This is a genomic window from Nostoc mirabile CHAB5784 (assembly GCF_020829645.1).
Taxonomy (GTDB): domain Bacteria; phylum Cyanobacteriota; class Cyanobacteriia; order Cyanobacteriales; family Nostocaceae; genus Nostoc; species Nostoc mirabile.
The window spans coordinates 1-18,647 of record NZ_JAIVFS010000049.1; the positions used below are offsets into that span (position 1 = coordinate 1).

At 43.4% G+C, this 18,647-nt stretch carries 21 protein-coding genes; 14 read left to right on the top strand and 7 right to left on the bottom strand.

The features are described 5' to 3' along the window. Nucleotides 1-166: 166 nt before the first annotated feature. Entirely contained in the window at nt 167-1,036 is an 870-nt protein-coding gene (locus LC653_RS25800) for a Cof-type HAD-IIB family hydrolase (RefSeq protein ID WP_229497561.1), read from the top strand. A gap of 179 nt (nt 1,037-1,215) precedes the next feature. Here the strand turns inward: LC653_RS25800 and LC653_RS25805 are convergent, their stop codons facing one another. Continuing rightward, complete coding sequence (locus LC653_RS25805; RefSeq protein WP_233718532.1) at nt 1,216-2,025, bottom strand: DALR anticodon-binding domain-containing protein; 810 nt, start codon at nt 2,023-2,025, stop codon at nt 1,216-1,218. Nucleotides 2,026-2,550: 525 nt separating this feature from the next. Here LC653_RS25805 and LC653_RS25810 point away from each other — a divergent pair. Next, the gene (locus LC653_RS25810) at nt 2,551-3,270 is read left to right on the top strand and encodes a Crp/Fnr family transcriptional regulator (RefSeq protein WP_012412419.1); all 720 of its coding nucleotides are present in this window, start codon (nt 2,551-2,553) and stop codon (nt 3,268-3,270) included. A 79-nt stretch (nt 3,271-3,349) separates the two neighbouring features. Here the strand turns inward: LC653_RS25810 and LC653_RS25815 are convergent, their stop codons facing one another. The 5 genes from LC653_RS25815 to LC653_RS25835 all read right to left on the bottom strand — a co-directional run bounded on the left by LC653_RS25815 (nt 3,350) and on the right by LC653_RS25835 (nt 10,490). Continuing rightward, nucleotides 3,350-4,396: a PstS family phosphate ABC transporter substrate-binding protein gene (locus LC653_RS25815; protein ID WP_229497563.1), complete on the bottom strand. Its 1,047-nt coding sequence runs from the start codon at nt 4,394-4,396 to the stop codon at nt 3,350-3,352. Between the two features lie 600 nt (nt 4,397-4,996). Continuing rightward, nucleotides 4,997-6,400 (bottom strand): ABC transporter substrate-binding protein, encoded by a 1,404-nt coding sequence (locus LC653_RS25820; RefSeq protein WP_229497564.1) that lies wholly within the window; start codon nt 6,398-6,400, stop codon nt 4,997-4,999. A gap of 242 nt (nt 6,401-6,642) precedes the next feature. After that, nucleotides 6,643-7,689, bottom strand: a complete 1,047-nt coding sequence (locus tag LC653_RS25825) for a PstS family phosphate ABC transporter substrate-binding protein (RefSeq protein ID WP_229497565.1) — start codon at nt 7,687-7,689, stop codon at nt 6,643-6,645. Nucleotides 7,690-7,715: 26 nt separating this feature from the next. Next, the gene (locus LC653_RS25830; protein ID WP_229497566.1) at nt 7,716-9,143 is read right to left on the bottom strand and encodes a serine/threonine-protein kinase; all 1,428 of its coding nucleotides are present in this window, start codon (nt 9,141-9,143) and stop codon (nt 7,716-7,718) included. 333 nt (nt 9,144-9,476) lie between these two features. Next, nucleotides 9,477-10,490 carry a LysR family transcriptional regulator gene (locus LC653_RS25835; protein ID WP_229497567.1) on the bottom strand — a complete coding sequence of 338 codons (1,014 nt, stop codon included), beginning with the start codon at nt 10,488-10,490 and terminating at the stop codon, nt 9,477-9,479. Nucleotides 10,491-10,702: 212 nt separating this feature from the next. On the opposite strand from LC653_RS25835, the gene LC653_RS25840 reads away from it, so the two are divergent. The 12 genes from LC653_RS25840 (at nt 10,703) to LC653_RS25885 (ending at nt 18,144) form a co-directional block, all read left to right on the top strand. Further along, on the top strand, nt 10,703-11,425 hold the full coding sequence (locus tag LC653_RS25840) for an NnrU family protein (RefSeq protein WP_229497568.1): 723 nt from the start codon (nt 10,703-10,705) through the stop codon (nt 11,423-11,425). Between the two features lie 167 nt (nt 11,426-11,592). Further along, the gene (locus LC653_RS46370) at nt 11,593-11,718 is read left to right on the top strand and encodes a hypothetical protein (protein WP_267923175.1); all 126 of its coding nucleotides are present in this window, start codon (nt 11,593-11,595) and stop codon (nt 11,716-11,718) included. A 121-nt stretch (nt 11,719-11,839) separates the two neighbouring features. Then, nucleotides 11,840-12,226 carry a thioredoxin family protein gene (locus LC653_RS25845; RefSeq protein ID WP_229497569.1) on the top strand — a complete coding sequence of 129 codons (387 nt, stop codon included), beginning with the start codon at nt 11,840-11,842 and terminating at the stop codon, nt 12,224-12,226. Nucleotides 12,227-12,480: 254 nt separating this feature from the next. Then, nucleotides 12,481-14,583, top strand: a complete 2,103-nt coding sequence (locus tag LC653_RS25850) for an NAD(P)H-quinone oxidoreductase subunit 5 (RefSeq protein ID WP_229497612.1) — start codon at nt 12,481-12,483, stop codon at nt 14,581-14,583. Between the two features lie 542 nt (nt 14,584-15,125). Further along, complete coding sequence (locus tag LC653_RS25855) at nt 15,126-15,329, top strand: type II toxin-antitoxin system HicB family antitoxin (RefSeq protein WP_229497570.1); 204 nt, start codon at nt 15,126-15,128, stop codon at nt 15,327-15,329. Between the two features lie 14 nt (nt 15,330-15,343). Next, complete coding sequence (locus tag LC653_RS25860) at nt 15,344-15,511, top strand: type II toxin-antitoxin system HicA family toxin (RefSeq protein ID WP_308189142.1); 168 nt, start codon at nt 15,344-15,346, stop codon at nt 15,509-15,511. A 45-nt stretch (nt 15,512-15,556) separates the two neighbouring features. Beyond that, the gene (locus LC653_RS25865) at nt 15,557-15,787 is read left to right on the top strand and encodes an addiction module protein (RefSeq protein WP_229497572.1); all 231 of its coding nucleotides are present in this window, start codon (nt 15,557-15,559) and stop codon (nt 15,785-15,787) included. Between the two features lie 104 nt (nt 15,788-15,891). Then, on the top strand, nt 15,892-16,491 hold the full coding sequence (locus LC653_RS25870) for a hypothetical protein (protein WP_229497573.1): 600 nt from the start codon (nt 15,892-15,894) through the stop codon (nt 16,489-16,491). Between the two features lie 24 nt (nt 16,492-16,515). Continuing rightward, the gene (locus tag LC653_RS25875; RefSeq protein WP_229497574.1) at nt 16,516-17,343 is read left to right on the top strand and encodes a hypothetical protein; all 828 of its coding nucleotides are present in this window, start codon (nt 16,516-16,518) and stop codon (nt 17,341-17,343) included. A 120-nt stretch (nt 17,344-17,463) separates the two neighbouring features. Further along, the gene (locus tag LC653_RS46375) at nt 17,464-17,595 is read left to right on the top strand and encodes a hypothetical protein (RefSeq protein ID WP_267923176.1); all 132 of its coding nucleotides are present in this window, start codon (nt 17,464-17,466) and stop codon (nt 17,593-17,595) included. A gap of 37 nt (nt 17,596-17,632) precedes the next feature. Continuing rightward, nucleotides 17,633-17,920: a DUF4258 domain-containing protein gene (locus LC653_RS25880; protein ID WP_229497575.1), complete on the top strand. Its 288-nt coding sequence runs from the start codon at nt 17,633-17,635 to the stop codon at nt 17,918-17,920. Continuing rightward, nucleotides 17,917-18,144, top strand: coding sequence for a type II toxin-antitoxin system MqsA family antitoxin (locus LC653_RS25885; RefSeq protein ID WP_229497576.1), 228 nt, complete (start codon nt 17,917-17,919; stop codon nt 18,142-18,144). The genes LC653_RS25880 and LC653_RS25885 overlap by 4 nt, the downstream gene beginning before the upstream one ends. A gap of 113 nt (nt 18,145-18,257) precedes the next feature. On the opposite strand, the gene LC653_RS25890 is transcribed toward LC653_RS25885, so the two are convergent. Beyond that, nucleotides 18,258-18,572, bottom strand: a complete 315-nt coding sequence (locus tag LC653_RS25890) for a hypothetical protein (RefSeq protein ID WP_229497577.1) — start codon at nt 18,570-18,572, stop codon at nt 18,258-18,260. Nucleotides 18,573-18,647: the final 75 nt, after the last annotated feature.

An 18,647-nucleotide genomic window follows, 5' to 3' on the forward strand; every position in this document is an offset into this window, starting at 1 on the left:
GCTACCTAGAACATCGAAGCAAAACACCAATTGGTATCCAGGTACTGTGGCGAGGTTGGTTAAAATTACACGACCTCTGTGAAGGTTGGCAGCTTGCAAAACAGACTTAACGGGAAAAGTCAGGTTCTGAGTTAACCTCTTACTGGAACTTAAAATCTAGGAAATTATGCCGAAAGCATCTGCCACAGATTTGGCCTCTAATGATCATCAGGCTGCTACAAAAGACATTAAACTACTAGTTTTGGATATAGATGGCACGATCGCTGGACACTCTAACACCATCAGCGAACCTGTAAAGCAAGCTATTGTTGCAGCGCAAGCAAGAGGAATTCAAGTGGCGATCGCTACAGGTAGGATGTATCGTTCAGCCTTGCGCTTTCACCAAGATATCGGCTCTACCCTACCATTAATGGCCTATCAAGGAGCCTGGATTCAAGATCCGATCACCCGAAAAATTCATCGCCATTGGGCTGTTTCCAGGGAAATCGCCCACCAGTTACTCGACTATTTTGAACAGCCTGAGTTGCGATCGCTCCTATCTGTCCACTTTTACATCAATGATCAACTATACGTCCGTGAAGTAACCAGAGAAACCCAAATTTATGCAGAACGTTCTGGTATTACCCCGATTCCTGTGGGTGATTTGCGTCAAGCCTTAACGAATGAACCAACAAAAATTCTCGCTTTGTGTGATGACACTGATGTGATCGACAAGCTATTGGGGAATTTGCGCCGTCAATACACACCTGCTGAACTTTATCTCACAACATCTGTTGCTACCTTCTTTGAAGCAACTAACGCCTCTGTGAATAAGGGAACTGCTGTGCGTTACCTAGCCGAAGAATTGTTGGGATTAGAGTTAGCCAACGTTATGGCGATTGGCGATAACTTCAATGATGTAGAAATGCTGGAGTATGTTGGACTTGGTGTAGCTATGGGCAACGCACCAGCAGGAGTACAAGCGATCGCGCAGTGGGTAGCTCCTAGCGTAGAGGAAGACGGAGCAGCAGTAGCAATTGAAAAATTTTTGCTGTAATGAGGGTACTTTTTCAAACCTAACCCATATAAATCAGAAAGGACACCGACGACTGGCCGTGTTTCGTCTCGGTGTCCTAGCTGGTTCGCTCCTCACACACCTGTTAATGTAGCTGAGGTGATGCATTGAGTCAATAGATATATAAAAGTTTTTATTTTTGCCTAAGCAAGATTACCGATTCATAACTCCAAGGGCGCAAAAACACCCAAGTTTTCCTCTAGCACAAATCTTAATACTGACTGAGTAGCCATAAGCAATCCGAGTCTGGCTTGGGCTAACTCTGGTGAGGTAATTTTCACCTCACCCCAAATCCGGCAATTACACCAGAACTTTTCAAAAGCTTGGCTCAAACTCAGCGCTACTTTTTCCCATTTCACAGAACCGCTAACATCAGGGCACTCTATGTTGTCTACCACTTGTATTAACTCACCAATTAGACGACGCTCATCTGGATGATTTAGCCGCAATGTTCCGTCACAATTAAGCCAAGGTATGGGGTTAGGAGAGATAACACTCCAAAAAGCTGGACTAGTATTTGGAACTGGTTCTCTAAGTTTAATCAATCCCTCTCGATGAGCCAGAAGCACTAGCGAACAGCAGCGTGCATGGGCGTACTGAACAGTAAACAAATTGGGCATCCCTTCGGCTTCTCTACGAGACGCTACGCGAACGCTCAGGGCAAGTGGGCATTGGGAAAGAGGAGGCAGGAGGCAGGTGGTCGCCGAGCGCAGTCGAGGTGAGGCAGGAGGCAGAAGGCAGAAGTTCTTTAATTTTGAATTTTGAATTTTGAATTTTGAATTGATTTCTCCCTCATCTCCCCCACTCCCCACTCCCCACTCCCCACTCCCCTCTACGAGACTTTGTAACCAAGTCGCTAAGGTTGAGTGAGTTAATTCAAAATGTATCAAACCAGGGGGAACTATTTGGATGCTAAAAACGTCGCTACAAATCCCTGATATATCTGAGGCGATCGCACTGGCAAGCTCCATCGCTTTTCGATTCTGAGATTTTGATAGTCCCAGAGACACATTTGAGGTGTATAAAATTCTCTGATCATCTCTACCTTTATGTAGAGGAATTTTTTCGTTTTTTATGCATTTATTTTGCGTTTTATAAGTATTAATGCTTAGTGATTTTATTAAACAACTGTACACTAACTGTTTGATTGACGTATATTTGCTAACTTGTAATTTATAAGGCACGTAATATTACTTAAAAAAGTATGTAAGATATATTTGTTACTTTTTTGTCATCTATCTTGCGGTATAAATTTAATTTAGATAAAGAAAAATGAGAAGAGGATAAAATTTGATGAATAATCGATGAATAGTAAGTAAACTTTACTACCATCATTGTACAGTAGGAAGTATAACAAAAGAGTAGAGAGTAATTTGCTTTCTATTCTTTGTATTGGCTGGCGCTGTTAGGCGTTAAGCCTGCCTCGCCAACACAAAGACACTCCTTGCACCCTTTTATTTACGTCTTTGTCTTCAGCCGAACGCTCTTTGTTACCTATGCAATCTCCATCCTCCTTTTCTGAGGCATCACGGCCTTTTTTAACTTGGCAACGCATTCTTGACTGGGCTCAAGAACACTATCGCTGCCGTACCTTTAGCAAAGATGAGCGCATTCCAGCCCGACCTGGATTGCTATATTTGGTGCAAAGGGGTGCGATCCGTATGGTAGGAACCGCCCAAGTTAGTGCGACTGCCAGCCAGCTAACGTCTCGACGAATTAACAGAACCCCAGAAGAAGCGTTTTTGGGTTTTGTGGGAGCGGGACAGCCATTTGAAATTGTTGCCCAATCACCATTCACACTCCAGGCTTACGCCCATGTTGACCAAACTGCGGTGCTGTGGATGTACTGGCATGACTTAGACAACTGGCCTCACTTCCGTCGTGAAGTTATGGATGCCTTTAGGTATCAGCACCAGCGTAAGCTACTGTGGCTGAGTGCCTTGGGACAACGCCGCACAATTGACCGACTCTTAGGATTTCTCACATTGTTAATTGAGGAATATGGAGAGCCAGCAATGAGCGACACTGATCCTGATGTGATTCGCGGCTATTGTCTGCCCTTCCCCCTCACCCATGCCCAAATTGGGAGCGCTATTGGTTCCACTCGTGTTACCGTCACCCGCTTGATGGGTAAGCTGCGTCAACGTGGCTTAATCCTGACTCAAGGCGATAATCTCATTTGCTTGCCAGCAGAGTCGATTAATAGAGCTGGTTAAAGCACAGTTCAGAGCGGCGATTTCCGCCACTCTGTCTTGAGTGCGATGGGCTACGCCCCGCCGGAGACGATCGCAAGAGTCAGCGAATTTTGACAAACCCAGCTTGGCTAATCAGTTCCTGTCCCTGCTCAGTCAGCAGTAAGTTGGCGTAAGCGACACCTGCTTGCTGCTCAGTCTGACCATTTTGTTTGACCACCACAAACAGATTGCGGGTAATCGGGTATTTTCCTGATTGGAAAGCCTCAATGTTCAATTTGTTCCGTTTACCAGGACATTCGGACGGGAGGACAGATGGTTCTTGGTATGGAGCAATATATTGCCCTTGCGTCCGCCCCAACGGCAAGGCTTTGATTGAGCATTGAGGAATCACCTCTGGGGCAGAAGCGTAGTAAATGCTACCAGGACTACCAGCCAATTTTTGCAAGGCTTGGGTGGTTGTGGAGATAAATTCCACATTGGAACTGAAAGGTTGACCACCCAAGATATCTTGGACAAAAAGTTCCACCGTACCGCCATCAGCAATGCGGCGAGAATAGGGCTTAATAGGGATATTGGGGCCACCCACCTGGCTCCAATTATTGATTTTGCCTGTGTAAATTGACTTTAACTGGTCTACCGTTAGTCCTGAGATATTCAGGTTGGGATTAACTGCGACTGCTAAACCATCAATTGCCACAGGAATTTGTTTTAAAGTGAACCCACGCTGCTGGGCACGGCTTAATTCTTGATCTAGAACTGGTCGAGAGGACTGGGCAAAGGCTAGTTGACCGTCTATTAGAGATTGAATGCCAGTACCAGAACCAGGAGATGCATTACTGGGTTCTACATAGCGCAGCCGAAGTTCTGGCCGCGCCGCTTGAATTGCTGGATCAACTACCAGCCGAATCGGTGCCCAAGATGTACTGCCACCGTAATTGAATAATCCTGTAGGAACATCCTGTACTGAAGTGAAAGTATTGCCACTAGGCTGTTCTGATGCGGCTTGGGGCGTTTTGGTGTTAGCAGAATTAATTGTATTTAGGTTAACACCAGACTTTTTAGTAAACCACCAAAAACCGCCAGCTATTAGCCCGACGGTGATTAGGATGGATAATACAAGAATAGTTGTTTCATTTTTTTGGGACATAGTATAATTACCCGCGCGTCCATTCAATATAAGTGCTTGACTTGATAGGTGATTGCTACTTGAGATTGTATTTGGAGGACGGGTGTTTTGTTAGCAAATTCTGATAAATCCTAACTTCTGACTACTTTAAAAGCCAAGGTATAATAAATTTCCCCTGGATTATTTGATTTCCTATCTCAAGGTTTGAGTGCTAATGAGAATAAATTGACATAGTACTGACGCAAACAATAGCAATACGGTTCAGTTAAGGCTAGCACTCTTTGTCAAAGTTGTTTTTTTTAACGAACCACAGAGGCGCAGGGAAGCCAGTGCGCCCTTGCGGTTCCCCGACTTGAAGCAACTGGCGCGACACAGAGAGAGAAGAAAGAGAAGGAAAAAATTGCTTAACTGAACTGTATTGCAAGCAATAGCCGAAACCCTGATTTTAGGGTATGGGCAATTCATGTAGACGCAAAGCGGTTTCCCGCAGGGTATTGCCCCTACCGCGTGTAGTTTTGGGTAAGTCCTATGACACTAAAATTTTCCCCATAAAGCTCAATTTCTCATCTTGAGGCTTTTTCCAAGTTAAGTATTGGTTAATTTTTAATTTTTTATTGCTGATTATCGGACTGGTTCAAAGTCATAACCCGTGCGAGAGCGGGAACCAGGAACAATTTTTACAAGTTGGACTGGGGCATTGCGATCGCCTGATGCTAAAAACCGAATTGTACCAGAAGCGCCGGTGGCAGAAAAGTCAGAGGATAAGACTGCTTGTTGGACTCCAGAACGTGTGGGGTTGCGTTTTAATGCCTCAATCAGAGCAACAGTGGCATCATAGCTGAGGGCACTTCGCCAACTCACATCACCGCCCCATAACTGCCGGGATTTTTGAGGAAAATCTGACTTAGGATCGCCCTCAATATGCCAGGGAACTGCCAATACCATCCCCACAGCTTGCTCTCTGCCAATTTCTAAAGTTTTAGCGGTGTAAACATCATCTCCCGCCAGCAGAGTTAACTTTTTCTGGTTAATCTGAATTACTTGCAGCGCTTTATCGAGAGTTTCAGTGTTAGCAGCTAACATCAACACTTCTGCACCTTGCTTAGTTGCTTGTTCTATACTTTTAGCCGCACTAAAATCCGCCTTGGATAAGTCAAATTCGCTGGATACTTGTCCACCCTCTAGGGAAACAGATGAAACAAACTCTGACTTTAAAGACTGGCTATAGTTACTCTGAGAATTAAAGAAAACCACTGCATTTTTTTTCTGCAAGGTTCTCACCATGTAGTTGGCTAAACTTCTAGCAGCCATAAAATCACTGGGAACCGTGCGAAAAACGTAGCGGCTAAAGTTAGAAATTTTTACAGATGTACTGGTAGGGGAAATTGCTACAAGTTGTCCTGAAGTATAAATAGTACCTGCGGCTAAGGTGGAATCGCTAGTATTAGGCCCAACTACACCTAATACTTCTGAATTACTGACTAGGTTGGAAGCGATTTGCTTGGCTATTTCTGGATTGTCATCGTCGTTAGCTATCCCCACCCTCAACGGTACTCCCTTGACTCCCCCAGAGGTATTAATTTCATTTTGGGCTTGGGCGATGCCACGTAAAATTTCTAAAGAAGCATTGGGGTCAGTGCCGAATGGTACAGAAGCCACAATTGTGTAGCTCTTGGAAGAACCGATGCGGGCATTGTTAAGAAAAATTAGCGTTTCTGGATCGTTACGGCTGAGTTTTAGGGCAGCTGTGAAATTGGCGATCGCTTTATCATAACTTTTAGCTGCGATCGCCTGTACTCCTTCTTTTTTAACTGGAGAAATTTCACCCGAAGTAAAGGATTTTTCCCCAAAACTAATCCGGTCTTGTAGGGATGGATTGCTGCCTGCTTCCGAACCTGGAATGATGGTATTATTCTCAATTTTGACCCCAGAGCCTTTAGTAAACCACCAAAATCCACCGCCAACTATGCCAACTGTCAGCAGCAGGGCCAAAGCTAAAATTGTGGTTTCATTCTTTTGTGACATGAACAAATTTAAATAAAGAAAAAATGTTTATTATTTGATTATTTGACTAAATCTAAGAGGATGTTTGTAAAGTCTAATTTATTACTAGCGCTGGCGATTATAAATCGCGGCTACACAGGCAAAACCCACCTCCGTAGGTTTAAAACCCTTGATTTTTTCTTAGTCCACGGAGGTGGACTTCGTTTGTGTAGTAGCGAATTCTATTCGCCCAATACTTTTCAAACATCCTCTAACCGCTTTGATCATTTAATTCTGACAAATCCAGCTTTTTCGATCAGTTCTTGACTCTGAGGTGTCAACAGCCAATTTGCATAAGCAACACCTGCTTGCTGATCTGTTTGACCATTCTGTTTAACTATTACAAATAAATTGCGGGTAATTGCATAGTCTCCACTACGAAACGCTTGATTATTCAACTGATTACGCTTACTGGGACATTCAGATTGAGGTACAAAGGGTTCTTGGTAGGGTGGCACAAATTGACCGCTTGTTCGCCCTAGCGGTAGGGACTTAATTGTACACTGGGGTACAACCTCTGGGGCAGAAGCATAGTAAATTGCGCCACTATTCACCGCTACTTTTCGTACTGCTTCTGTGGTCGTACCAATGTAACTAACGTTGGCACCAAAATTTTCTTTATTTAAAACATTTTCGACAAAAAACTCCACTGTACCGCCAGCTTCTTGACTACGAGAGTAGACTGTAATTGGTAAATTTGGGCCATCCACCTGTTGCCAATTAGTAATTTTGCCCGTGTAGATGTCTTTGAGTTGGGCGACAGTTAAACCAGGGATATTCAGATTATGATTAACTGCGATCGCAATTCCATCAATTGCCACCGGAATTTCTTTCAAACTAAATCCTTTTTGTTTAGCTTCGGCATTTTCTTCAGCTTTAACTGAGCGAGAAGATTGAGAAAAAGCTAGTTGATTATCTATCAACATCCGAATGCCAGTTCCAGATCCTGGTTGACCTGAAGCAGGTTGAGTATAGCGTAAAGTAAATTGAGGGCACAGGCTTTCTAGTACAGAGTCTACGTCTTTACGGATGGGTGCCCAGGTTGTGCTACCACCATAGTTGAATCTTCCCTCTGGGAGATTTGGCACGTTACATCTGTTGTTGACAAACTGGTTTATGGGATTATCTGTGTTGCTACTCCCCGAAGGTTTAGGAACACTTCCACTTAAGTGCGCCCACCGTTCCATAAGAAACCATAGACCACTAAAGATTAAGCCAATAGTGATGATAGCAGCTAAAAAAAGGCTAAGTGTTTCGTTTTTCTGAGACATAGTTAGCTGTTAGCACCAAAAGTTTTTTAAAGTAAGAGAGATAATAATTTATAAATAAGTCGAAATATAGCTGTCAGTGAAATAGCTACTAAGGCTGCTGCAACTGATAAAATTACTACTGCCTGAATATTAAGACCCCCCCGTAAAAAAGGGAGAAAAAAAATAATAGCAAAAGTAATTGTCGGAATAATTAATAAATCGAACTTTTCAATCCACCGCCTGGTTTGGGCAAATATCAGTATTCCCAAAATCACACATGCAACAGTGAAAGTAACTATTGTTGATTTTACTAGACTCAAGAGTGCGATCGCAATTAATGCACCTTCAAATCCACTAAATGCCGCCCCACCCAACAATTCCACTGTCGAAAACGCTGGTTGAGTTGGTGAACGGCGGGGGACGACGGGACTAGAACCTTGGGGTGGTTGTGGCGGAAGTGTTACAGAGGATGAATTAAGTTGTGTAGGGGCTTGAGCCGGCTGTGAGTTAAGTGCATCTAAAACCTCTTGGGCTGACTGGAAGCGCTGATTAGCAGCAGGTAGCAGCATCTTATCTAATATGTCAGCAAGCCGAGGGTTGACAGTCACTTGCGTTGGCGAAGCCTGCACTACGTGCATTCGCCATTTCCACTGGTTGCTATAGGCATCAAATAGTTGAACTGCTTCCTTATTTGTCAACAAAGTAATAAGAGTTACAGCCAAAGCGTATAAATCCGTAGATGGGAATACTTGACCCCCAGCCATCTGCTCAGGCGGTGCAAATCCCATAGAATAAATTCCTGTGGAAGAAGCAGCAGAACCAAGTGCAACATTTGTTACTTGCTTAACTGCGCCAAAATCTAGTAGAAAAAGTCTACCATCACGACGGCGCATGATGTTAGAGGGTTTAATATCTCTGTGGATAATTCCTCTATGATGGACAAACTTTAGCACCTTCAGGATTTCTTGCAGCACCTCCAACACTTGCTGTTCAGAAAATTTGCCTTGTTGAACTAATTCTTCCTCTAAGTTTTGCCCATCAATGTATTCTTGTACCAAGTAAAAAAACTGATCTTGCTGTCCTGGTTGCAAACCATTAACTATCACTGGAAAGAAAGCAAACAAGTCAGGGATTTGCTCATGATCGTTACCAAGTTGTGCTAAAACTTCTGCCTCTCTCTCAAACATCAACTGTGCTTGTTGCAGTTGATTTAAGGTTAAATTTCCCGCAGGTTGAAACTGCTTAACTACGCATTGACGCATTCCTGGAATTCGGCGATCGCGTGCCAAAAAGGCTGCTCCAAATCCTCCCCTTCCCAGTAGTTTCACGGGGACATATCGACCATCTAGCAGCAATGGCATACCACAGGTAGTACAGTATTTTTGCTGCGTTGTTTTCAGCGTCGTAATATCATCTAAATCGGCAAAATAGTTTTGTGGGCGTGGGCAATGTGGACGAGTACAGTAAACTTCCATTTTCGTGATTAGTCATTAGTCAAAATAATTCGTAATTGATAATGCGTAATGACGCTCTCTACGAGACGCTAAAAGCGAACGCGGACACGAGAAAGCGCGTCGCTAACGTAATTCATTCAGGTTACATAGAAACTAAACTTCTTTCTCAAGAACAGGAAACTTTTTTACTGATGTCAAATTCTTAGCTTGCCTACGCTAGGCTACGCGAAAAGCGATGAAATAATCATTACGAATTACGAATTACGAATTACAAATTATTTGCTCATTGGTCATTTACAAAGAACATCGGACAAATGACGTAGACGCCCTAAGGGTAGGACTAATCACCAGATTTTAGTCTTCGGCGGCAGAGGTGGACGTCGCTATATCCAATGTAGATATCACTATGCTTTTTTGTGCCAATGTTAACACATCTTGACTCCATCCAGGATTAGCAAACTGGGGCAAAATTTCCCGACTAAAAGCTTCTGCGGCCTTGGATCTATAGCGATTAGGATTAAAAATCAGCCACAGTGTCCGTTTGACGACGACGCCTTCAATAGGGGTACGGTGCAGAACACCCATTTGTAACTCTTTAGCGATCGCACTAGTTGAAACAAAGGCAGCCCCTAAACCAGATTGCACAGCATTTTTAATTGCTTCAATGGAATTTAATTCCATTTCAACTTTAAAACGTCTGGTATCAATTTCACAGCGTCCTAGCACTTGGTCAATTACTTTGCGGATAGTCGATTGGGAATCTAGGGCAATGAATTGTAATTTGTATAGGTCTTCTTTTTGGATTTTTTCCAGTTTGGTAAAGGGATGAAAGACAGGTAGAATGAGCGCTAGTTCGTCTTCAGCGTAAGAAACAACTTCCAAAGATTCTGATAGTTCACCAGGAATTTCACCGCCGATAATTGCCAAATCAACCTGTCCGTTAGCGACACTCCAAGCAGTCCGCCGGGTAGAGTGGACGTGTAATTGCACTGCCACATCTGGATATTTTTGTCGGAACATACCGATCATTCTAGGCAAAAGATAAGTGCCAGTGGTTTGAGAAGCACCGACAATTAAAGTACCACCTTGGAGATTTTGTAAATCCTCGATCGCGCGGCAGGTTTCCTGACACAGACTGAGGATTTTTTCACCGTAACTTAGGAGTAGATGCCCTGCTTCAGTTAATTGGGCGCGTCGTCCTCCCCGATCAAATAGGGGGACATCTAGCTGCCGTTCGAGATTTTGCACTTGCAAGCTGACGGCAGGTTGGGAAACGTAAAGACTATCAGCGGCACGCTTGAAGCTTCCTTCTTGTGCGATCGCTTTGAGTATACGTAACTGATCTAAAGTGAAAGGAAGGTCAGACATAAGGCTCAAACCACAAACTTTGAAAGGAGCGAATGCACACAACAAATCAGGTTTGGCAGCAATTAGCCGGACATGATTTGTTGCATATTAAACTTAAAGGCTTGACTCGAAAAAGACAGTAGCACAACATCTTGACTAAAGTCTCCCTTTGAATACTTTGTGGTATTGGTTGTACTGAGTTCCATTTTCTTTAAATTATTTCACCCGTGTATATGCTGTTGATTTCTTGGTTGACACCCAGTCATTTTGTCATGCTGGGGCTACAAATAGTTTTTGCGATCGCTCACAGTGGAGGCGCTGCTTTGCGTCCTTGGGCAGAAAAATATATTGGCCCAAGGCTTTATCGCCTTCTCTTTGCATTAGTCAGCCTACCGTTGGCTGTAATATTAATTATTTACTTTTTTGGGCATCGTTATGATGGTTTGCAACTTTGGCAGGTACAAGGAGTGCCAGGAGTGCGAGAATTTGTTTGGCTGCTGTCAGCTATCTCGTTTTTATTTTTATATCCTGCTACCTTCAATCTACTAGAAATTGCTGCCATTCAAAAGCCCCAAGTTCATCTCTACGAAACAGGAATTATTCGGATTACCCGTCATCCCCAGATGGTAGGACAAATAATTTGGTGTGTTGCCCATACTCTGTGGCTGGGTACTACCTTTACCCTTGTAACTTCCATTGGATTGGTGTTGCATCACTTGTTTGGAGTTTGGCACGGCGATCGTCGTCTAAGCGATCGCTATGGAGAAGCCTTTGAAATTGCCAAACAAAGGACTTCAATTATTCCCTTTAAAGCAATTCTCGACGGGCGTCAATCTATCAAATGGCAGGAATTTCTTCGCCCTTCCTATTTGGGAGTTGCCATTTTCATAGTTTTGCTTTGGTTATCGCATCCTCTGTTGCTGGAAGCAACTAGTAAGATAAGATGGGAAATTTAGGCGATCCCCAGTGTCAGCATAAAATCCAAAATTGATGAGGATTTCAGCTAATCAATTGCCCTAAATCAATGTAGGATAAGTTCAAACATCTATCGATGGGGGTGGTCTGAGTCGAGTTAAGATTTTAAATTGGTAGTTGTTGGTCAGTTGCTTTTCCTTGGGAAAAAATGGCAGATTCAGTCAGATCCCCAGGTGGCCACGGCAATCAGGAGCTTAACGTCCAAAAAAGCCAGCGCGAATTCCACGGTGGCTTTTTTGTCAGAGACACATCAACACGCTCAATTTTTGCCTAATTATTCTGTGTCCTGAGATTTGGTTCCTGAAAGCATCTATCGGCAGTTACTGACTTGCCAATCCTTCACTTCAATGCTGATAGGTAGTTTAATATAAAAACCTTATAATCCAAGAGGCGTCATGGTATTGTCGGTTAGTGAGCGGACATTTACTCAAGAAGTTTTAGAATCACCTATTCCTGTTTTAGTTAATTTTGAAGCACCTTGGTGTGGCTTGTGTCGGATTATCCACCCACTGTTATTGCAATTTCAAGCCCAATGTGGGGAAGAAATTAAATTAGTTGGGGTTAACGCCGATCAAAATTTTAAATTGTCTACTAGTTATAGGCTCAAATCACTACCCACTTTGCTATTGATTGAAAATGGCACTATTCGCCATCGCTTGGAATGCTTTCGCGGTAGAGAAGATTTACGTCTAGCTTTAGAAGAGATTAAAGCTAAGTACAGCAGTTGCCCGAAAATCTACAAAAGTTCAAAGACAGTGGACTTAGAGTGTAGGTCAGCCTGATGGATATTGGGTATGGGGCATAGGGCATAGGTCATAGGGCATAGGGCATAGGGCATAGGGCATAGGGCTAATGACCAATGACTAATGACTAATGACCAATGACCAATGACCAATGACCAATGACCAAATCTAAAACCATGCTTAATACCCCACCCAATCAGTCTTGGGTGGGTTATTTTATCCTAAAGGGTGTGTGTCACAATTATTAACAGTTTCGACACGCTAATCAAGAATTCTAAAAGTAGGCGTCAGTGATGGAAGTAATCTATCAGTATGCCTGGCTGATTCCGGTGTTTCCTCTTTTTGGGGCAATGCTGGTCGGTCTAGGGTTAATCTCGTTGAATCAGGTGACAAACCGCCTACGGCAGCTTAACGCTGTGGTGATTATCTCCATGATGGGAGCAGCTATGGGGCTGTCGTTTGCCTTGCTATGGAGTCAAATTCAAGGACACGCGCCTTATTTACGCACCTTTGAGTGGGCGGCGGCAGGTAATTTTCACCTGAGCATGGGCTACACTATTGACCACCTGACAGCCCTAATGCTGGTGATTGTCACAACGGTAGCGTTGTTAGTCATGGTTTACACCGATGGCTACATGGCTCACGATCCCGGTTACGTGAGGTTTTACGCCTATCTCAGTTTGTTTGGCTCTTCAATGTTAGGTCTGGTGGTCAGCCCCAACCTAGTACAGATTTATATATTCTGGGAACTGGTCGGGATGTGTTCCTATTTGCTGGTCGGCTTTTGGTACGATCGCAAGTCAGCAGCAGATGCCGCTCAAAAAGCGTTTGTGACCAACCGCGTCGGCGACTTTGGTTTGTTACTCGGTATTTTGGGGCTGTTCTGGGCAACGGGAAGCTTTGATTTTAATGTCATGGGCGATCGCCTCGCCCAACTTGTCGAATCAGGTACTATCAGCAATTTTCTCGCTGTCCTGTTTGCGATTTTAGTTTTCTTAGGGCCAGTGGCGAAATCAGCCCAATTCCCCCTCCACGTCTGGCTACCAGATGCAATGGAAGGCCCCACCCCAATTTCTGCCTTGATTCACGCGGCAACAATGGTGGCGGCGGGTGTTTTCCTTATTGCCCGGATGTACCCAGTATTTGAAGACGTTCCAGCCGCAATGAATGTCATTGCCTTTACTGGGGCGTTTACGGCGTTTTTGGGGGCTAGCATTGCCATTACCCAAAACGACATCAAAAAGGGCTTGGCTTACTCCACCATTTCCCAACTTGGTTACATGGTGATGGCAATGGGAATAGGTTCCTACAGTGCTGGACTATTCCACCTGATGACCCACGCCTATTTCAAGGCAATGCTGTTCTTGGGTTCAGGTTCAGTAATTCACGGTATGGAAGGTGTCGTCGGTCACGACCCCGCCCTAGCGCAAGATATGCGGTTGATGGGTGGACTGCGAAAATATATGCCCGTCACAGCAACTACCTTTTTGATTGGTTGCTTGGCAATTTCTGGTATCCCACCCTTTGCTGGTTTCTGGTCAAAAGATGAAATTCTGGGTAAGGCTTTTGAGGCTAACCCATTTCTCTGGTTTATCGGCTGGCTAACTGCCGGTATTACGGCTTTCTATATGTTTAGAATGTATTTCATGACATTTGAAGGCAAATTCCGGGGTACTGACGAGAAAATCAAGGAAAAACTCAAGAAGGCTGCGGCGACAATTGTCCTGGAATTAGAGTCAGAAGAACCAGTCCCGAATTTTGGGCCTGGGGCGATGAAGAAAGGAGAATTGGCGGCAACTAGTCAGCAGCATGACTCCCATGACTCCCACGGGCATCACAGCGACTCCGCCCACGAATCGCCGTGGACAATGACGCTACCGTTGGCACTGTTGGCTGTGCCTTCGATTTTGATTGGTTTGGTGGGAACTCCCTATGCCAATTATTTTGAAGAGTTTATCTTTCCTCCTAGCGAAACCCTCTCCGAAGTTATAGAAAAGGCTGCCGAGTTCAATCCGACGGAATTCTACATCATGGCGGGTGCCTCAGTCGGAATTTCTTTGATTGCGATTACCCTAGCTTCGCTGATGTATTTGCGCCGTAAAATTGACCCGGCTGCGATCGCTGCTAAAATCCAACCACTTTACGAGTTATCCCTCAACAAGTGGTACTTTGATGACATTTACCATCGGGTTTTTGTCCTCGGCTTGCGTCGCGTAGCCAGACAAGTCATGGAAGTTGACTTCCGCGTTGTAGATGGTGCTGTTAACCTCACAGGCTTTTTCACCCTTGTAAGTGGTGAAGGTCTGAAGTACCTAGAAAATGGTCGCGCTCAATTCTATGCCTTGATTGTATTTGGGGCTGTTTTGGGCTTAGTGATTGTCTTTGGTGTTACCTGATTTTCATAGGGGTGGGCGAATGTCCGCCCCTAAGTTTTTTAAGAGTCTAAATTAGACTCCTTTTTTTGGCTGATAGTTCAGTAATTTAATATACAGTCTCCTAGAGTACTCAAAAACCTCCTATAGGATTTAGTATTTGATTTCTCAAATATACGTAGGGTGTGTTAGCAAGGAGAGTACGGCACCATCCCAAGCTTCTGGTGCGTTACGACGTTCCGTCTAACACACCCTACTAGCGTGTCAAGGCTAAAGTTGTGCATTATAAAATGGGCTTTGAACTTTTAAATTCAATGTTTTTAGCGCTAATTTATTGCAACATTTTAGCCTTGACACGCTACTACTAGCGTGTCAAGGCTAAAATAGTGCATTAGACGTAGGTTGGGTGGAGCGGAGCGCAACCCAACATATATCAGGATGTTGGGTTACGCAAAGCCTCCACCCAACCTACAATTTTTTTGCAACAATTTAGTCTTGACACGCCACTACAGATACTTATATTTTTTCAATAATCAAATATGATTCCTATAGTTCAGAAAAAGGCAGTGAATAGGCAAATGATTAAGAAGAAATACATTTACTGGCAAGATGATGATATGTGGTTAGGTTATCTCGAAGAATATCCTGACTATTGGACTCAGGGTGAAACCGAAGAGGAACTAAGAGAAAATCTACTCGATATTTACAGTGAATTAACAAGTGGAAATATCCAAAATATTCGTAGAGTTACAGAACTTAAAGTTTCATAAAACGAAGAGATTTAATCAGTAAGCTTGAAGAAATGGGTTGTATCTTCGTTCGTCATGGTGGCAAACATGATTGGTATCATAATCCAATAACAAAAATTTATCAAGCTGTTCCCAGACATAGAGAAATCAAAGAGCAACTTGCAAAACATATTATTAAGATGCTTAACGATGAAGCAGGCTAATGCTTAGAATAAGAGGTAATGTACTAGAGAGTTTAGGTACTCACTATGACCCTTGAACAGCTTGAAGCCGAAGTTCTTGCACTTCCAAAAGATTCTCAAGTGATTTTATTAGCAAGATTACTGGAAAGATTGGGTCAAGAAAGTGGAATAGATCAAGAAATTGCGGCTAGTTGGGCTGAAGAAGCCCAGAAGCGTGATGAAGATATGAACACCAATCAAATTACTGGTATTCCGGCTGAAGAATTGTTTCAACGAGTTCGTGCATCTTTACAATGAAAAGAATTGTATTTCATCCATTGGCATTGAGCAACTTCAGACTTGTGTGTACACCGTAGGCTTGGGAATGGGGGCAGGGTTTGCCGTCGAGTTCTCCGGGGATAATGCCGGAGCAAATTAGGCTGTCTGGGTATACGTTACCATCAGGCGAGAGAAAGAGGGCTTTTGGTTTAGTTAAGCTCGAAGATTACTTTTTAAGAACAAAAATGAGTAATAAAATTGCGAAAGTGTTGACTCAGCTACTCCTTTTAGAAGCTTTATTTCTACTGCTTCTAACAGTATTTCCGGCATATGCTCAAAATCGAGCTGATGAGATTAAAAGAAAATGCCGCAGCTCCATAAATAAAAGCAAATCTCGTTTGGAGAAAGGTAGAAAGCTGAAAGTTGTTGCTGTAAATGTTCGGAATGTTGCTGATAGCCATAGCGTCTACCCTAAAGAGTCACCCCTTGAACTTGTTTTTGGTATGGAAGGCGCAGCCGTCGAGAGCGTTATCAGCAACTCCCCCCAGTTTTTGTCATCTCTGACCAAAGATCTCATCACCCAATGCCCAGTCGTAAGCCTGATGACTTTTGGGCAGTACAGAACTGATTTCTTTATCAGCATCGGACGCATTGGAAACAATCTTGCCATCTTTGAATGCCATCCCCGCTCCGGCGAACTTGGACTCGGAAAACTGCCCTGGGGCTATCAAACCTGTTTCTAGTAACCCTCGTTGTGGAGCTTTCTTATGCGTCAACCAACCGCGATCGCAACATTTATGAGTCTTCTCATAGCCTCTTCTTTTCCAGTTTTCGCTCAAAGCAAACGATTAGTCAGTTCTCGATGTCGAGACAACAGTTGCTGGGAACTATACCTTCTCAGCAAAAAGGTCATTCGCCAATATCAACTGGAAGGTAAGCCCCGTAATGTTTACCAGGTACAAGTAGAAAACAAAACCCCTCGTGGGACGACACCTTACAAGCAGATATCAGCAATATGGCTACAAAAGCGAGATATTTGGGATATTCCCTACATTTGGAGAAAGGTGGGCGTGAAGTACCAAAATCGACATTTAATCCCTAATCAGCTATTTGCGATCGCAACGCTGATTTTGTTTCTAGCTACTCCCTTTCCGGTTCTTGCTCAGAACAAGAGATTGGTCAACTCCGGTTGTCGGCAAGGGTTCTGTTGGGAAACCTACGTTCTTGGCAAGCGTGTGATCCGCCAGGATCAGTTAGGCGGAAGCAAGCGAACTGTCTATCTGGTGGATCTGGAGAGTAAAGATTCCCGTGGCACGAACCGGCAGCAACGTTGGGTGCAGTGTTTTACCAAAGAACCCTTTGTTGCCTTCATTCCACCCGCACTCGATACAGATCAAGTCTTCATCCACTACATCAACCCTGGTGGAGAGTTCTACGGCTACAACGGTTCCTCCCATCAGATGTACTGGGCAATTTGCCACAACATTTGGCAAGCGAATCTGTCAAACATGGCAGGAAAAGCGCGCTCTTTGGGCTATTCCCTGCGGCTGAAAACGGATCAGCGTGAAGTACCGAAAAACAGTTTCAACCCTTAACTGGTTACAGCCAGACTAATGCGGCTAGTTGCCGACATGAAAGCACGGTGACCAATGAGAGTTTATCGGTTTGTGAGGGGTACACAAGCAGGTTTTTGTAGGTTTTGAGCAGGATACTCTATGGCAGATCTGCATTCTTCTGTAAATCACCAATTATTTCTAATTTGCGTGGGTAGTCAAGGTCACGACGATAAATTACTGTATGTTTACATGCGATCGCGGGCAATAGAAGCCCAACATTTAGGAAAATAATAAATTTATCACTAATTACAATTAAAAAAAATAATTCATGTATTGTCAAAATCTAGTTTTCTCCCGTCATGCTATCCAACAAATGTTCTATCGTCGCATCAGTCAAAAAGATGTAAAAACTGTGATTTATTATGGAGAAGTGATAGAAGAAAATCCTGATGATACACCCTACCCCAGTTATTTAATATTGGATTTTATAGAAGGTAAGCCGATTCATGTTGTATTTTCCTACGATGAAGCTACAGATACAGGATATGTAGTAACAGCTTATATTCCTGATACTAATATTTGGTTAGATGGTTTTACAACTAGGAGACAAAGATGATGAAATGCGTAATTTGTCAGCATGGAGAAACTAAACCTGGTTTAGTAACTGTGACATTAGAAAGAGATGAATCTATTATTGTATTAAAAAAAGTTCCAGCAGAAGTTTGTGATAACTGCGGTGAATATTATTTAAGTGATGCAGTTACGGAACAGGTTTTAGAAAAAGCAGAGTTAGCTGTTAATAATGGAGCAGAATTGGAGATTATTAGATATGCAGCTTAGTGTTATTACTTGCTTATCTGTTACCATTCATGAAGCTGATGGTACAGACATTGTTTAGTCAGAGTTTGAAGACATGTTTGAAGGGAGATGTAAAGCGAACTTCTGCCATAAATCTAGGCTTCGATATTGTCCCAAAGCTCTGAAGCGGGGAAAGTTTGTCCTGCTGCTGCTTGTCGCACGGACTCTTGCAGATCGGCTAACATTTGTGCTTTTGGCTCTCGTTCATCAATCCAAGCTAAACCACTGACGTTATCAGAATTTATGGAACTTATAAGCTGTTGCCAAAGTTCTACAGGGACGAGTACATCTGTTGTTTCTCCATTTACGTTGGTGACATAACGAATCTGACTTTCAATTTGTGCGATTATCATTATGGTTAGTTCTTCTGTGATGATTTTTTGTACCAAATCGCTTTTTTCAACAACCATCAAACAGCATCTTGTATTTTTAGGGATGGCTTGGACTACGCGTAGACGCGGAGCGGCTTGTCGTAGACATCACAC

Excerpts from the sequence above, each read along its gene's own strand:
- LC653_RS25800 (WP_229497561.1), top strand. The coding sequence starts at position 167 with ATGCCGAAAGCATCTGCCACAGATTTGGCCTCTAATGATCATCAGGCT.
- LC653_RS25805 (WP_233718532.1), bottom strand. The coding sequence starts at position 2,025 with ATGGAGCTTGCCAGTGCGATCGCCTCAGATATATCAGGGATTTGTAGC.
- LC653_RS25810 (WP_012412419.1), top strand. The coding sequence starts at position 2,551 with ATGCAATCTCCATCCTCCTTTTCTGAGGCATCACGGCCTTTTTTAACT.
- LC653_RS25815 (WP_229497563.1), bottom strand. The coding sequence starts at position 4,396 with ATGTCCCAAAAAAATGAAACAACTATTCTTGTATTATCCATCCTAATC.
- LC653_RS25820 (WP_229497564.1), bottom strand. The coding sequence starts at position 6,400 with ATGTCACAAAAGAATGAAACCACAATTTTAGCTTTGGCCCTGCTGCTG.
- LC653_RS25825 (WP_229497565.1), bottom strand. The coding sequence starts at position 7,689 with ATGTCTCAGAAAAACGAAACACTTAGCCTTTTTTTAGCTGCTATCATC.
- LC653_RS25830 (WP_229497566.1), bottom strand. The coding sequence starts at position 9,143 with ATGGAAGTTTACTGTACTCGTCCACATTGCCCACGCCCACAAAACTAT.
- LC653_RS25835 (WP_229497567.1), bottom strand. The coding sequence starts at position 10,490 with ATGTCTGACCTTCCTTTCACTTTAGATCAGTTACGTATACTCAAAGCG.
- LC653_RS25840 (WP_229497568.1), top strand. The coding sequence starts at position 10,703 with ATGCTGTTGATTTCTTGGTTGACACCCAGTCATTTTGTCATGCTGGGG.
- LC653_RS46370 (WP_267923175.1), top strand. The coding sequence starts at position 11,593 with ATGGCAGATTCAGTCAGATCCCCAGGTGGCCACGGCAATCAGGAGCTT.
- LC653_RS25845 (WP_229497569.1), top strand. The coding sequence starts at position 11,840 with ATGGTATTGTCGGTTAGTGAGCGGACATTTACTCAAGAAGTTTTAGAA.
- LC653_RS25850 (WP_229497612.1), top strand. The coding sequence starts at position 12,481 with ATGGAAGTAATCTATCAGTATGCCTGGCTGATTCCGGTGTTTCCTCTT.
- LC653_RS25865 (WP_229497572.1), top strand. The coding sequence starts at position 15,557 with ATGACCCTTGAACAGCTTGAAGCCGAAGTTCTTGCACTTCCAAAAGAT.
- LC653_RS25870 (WP_229497573.1), top strand. The coding sequence starts at position 15,892 with ATGCCGGAGCAAATTAGGCTGTCTGGGTATACGTTACCATCAGGCGAG.
- LC653_RS25875 (WP_229497574.1), top strand. The coding sequence starts at position 16,516 with ATGCGTCAACCAACCGCGATCGCAACATTTATGAGTCTTCTCATAGCC.
- LC653_RS46375 (WP_267923176.1), top strand. The coding sequence starts at position 17,464 with ATGGCAGATCTGCATTCTTCTGTAAATCACCAATTATTTCTAATTTGC.
- LC653_RS25880 (WP_229497575.1), top strand. The coding sequence starts at position 17,633 with ATGTATTGTCAAAATCTAGTTTTCTCCCGTCATGCTATCCAACAAATG.
- LC653_RS25885 (WP_229497576.1), top strand. The coding sequence starts at position 17,917 with ATGATGAAATGCGTAATTTGTCAGCATGGAGAAACTAAACCTGGTTTA.
- LC653_RS25890 (WP_229497577.1), bottom strand. The coding sequence starts at position 18,572 with ATGGTTGTTGAAAAAAGCGATTTGGTACAAAAAATCATCACAGAAGAA.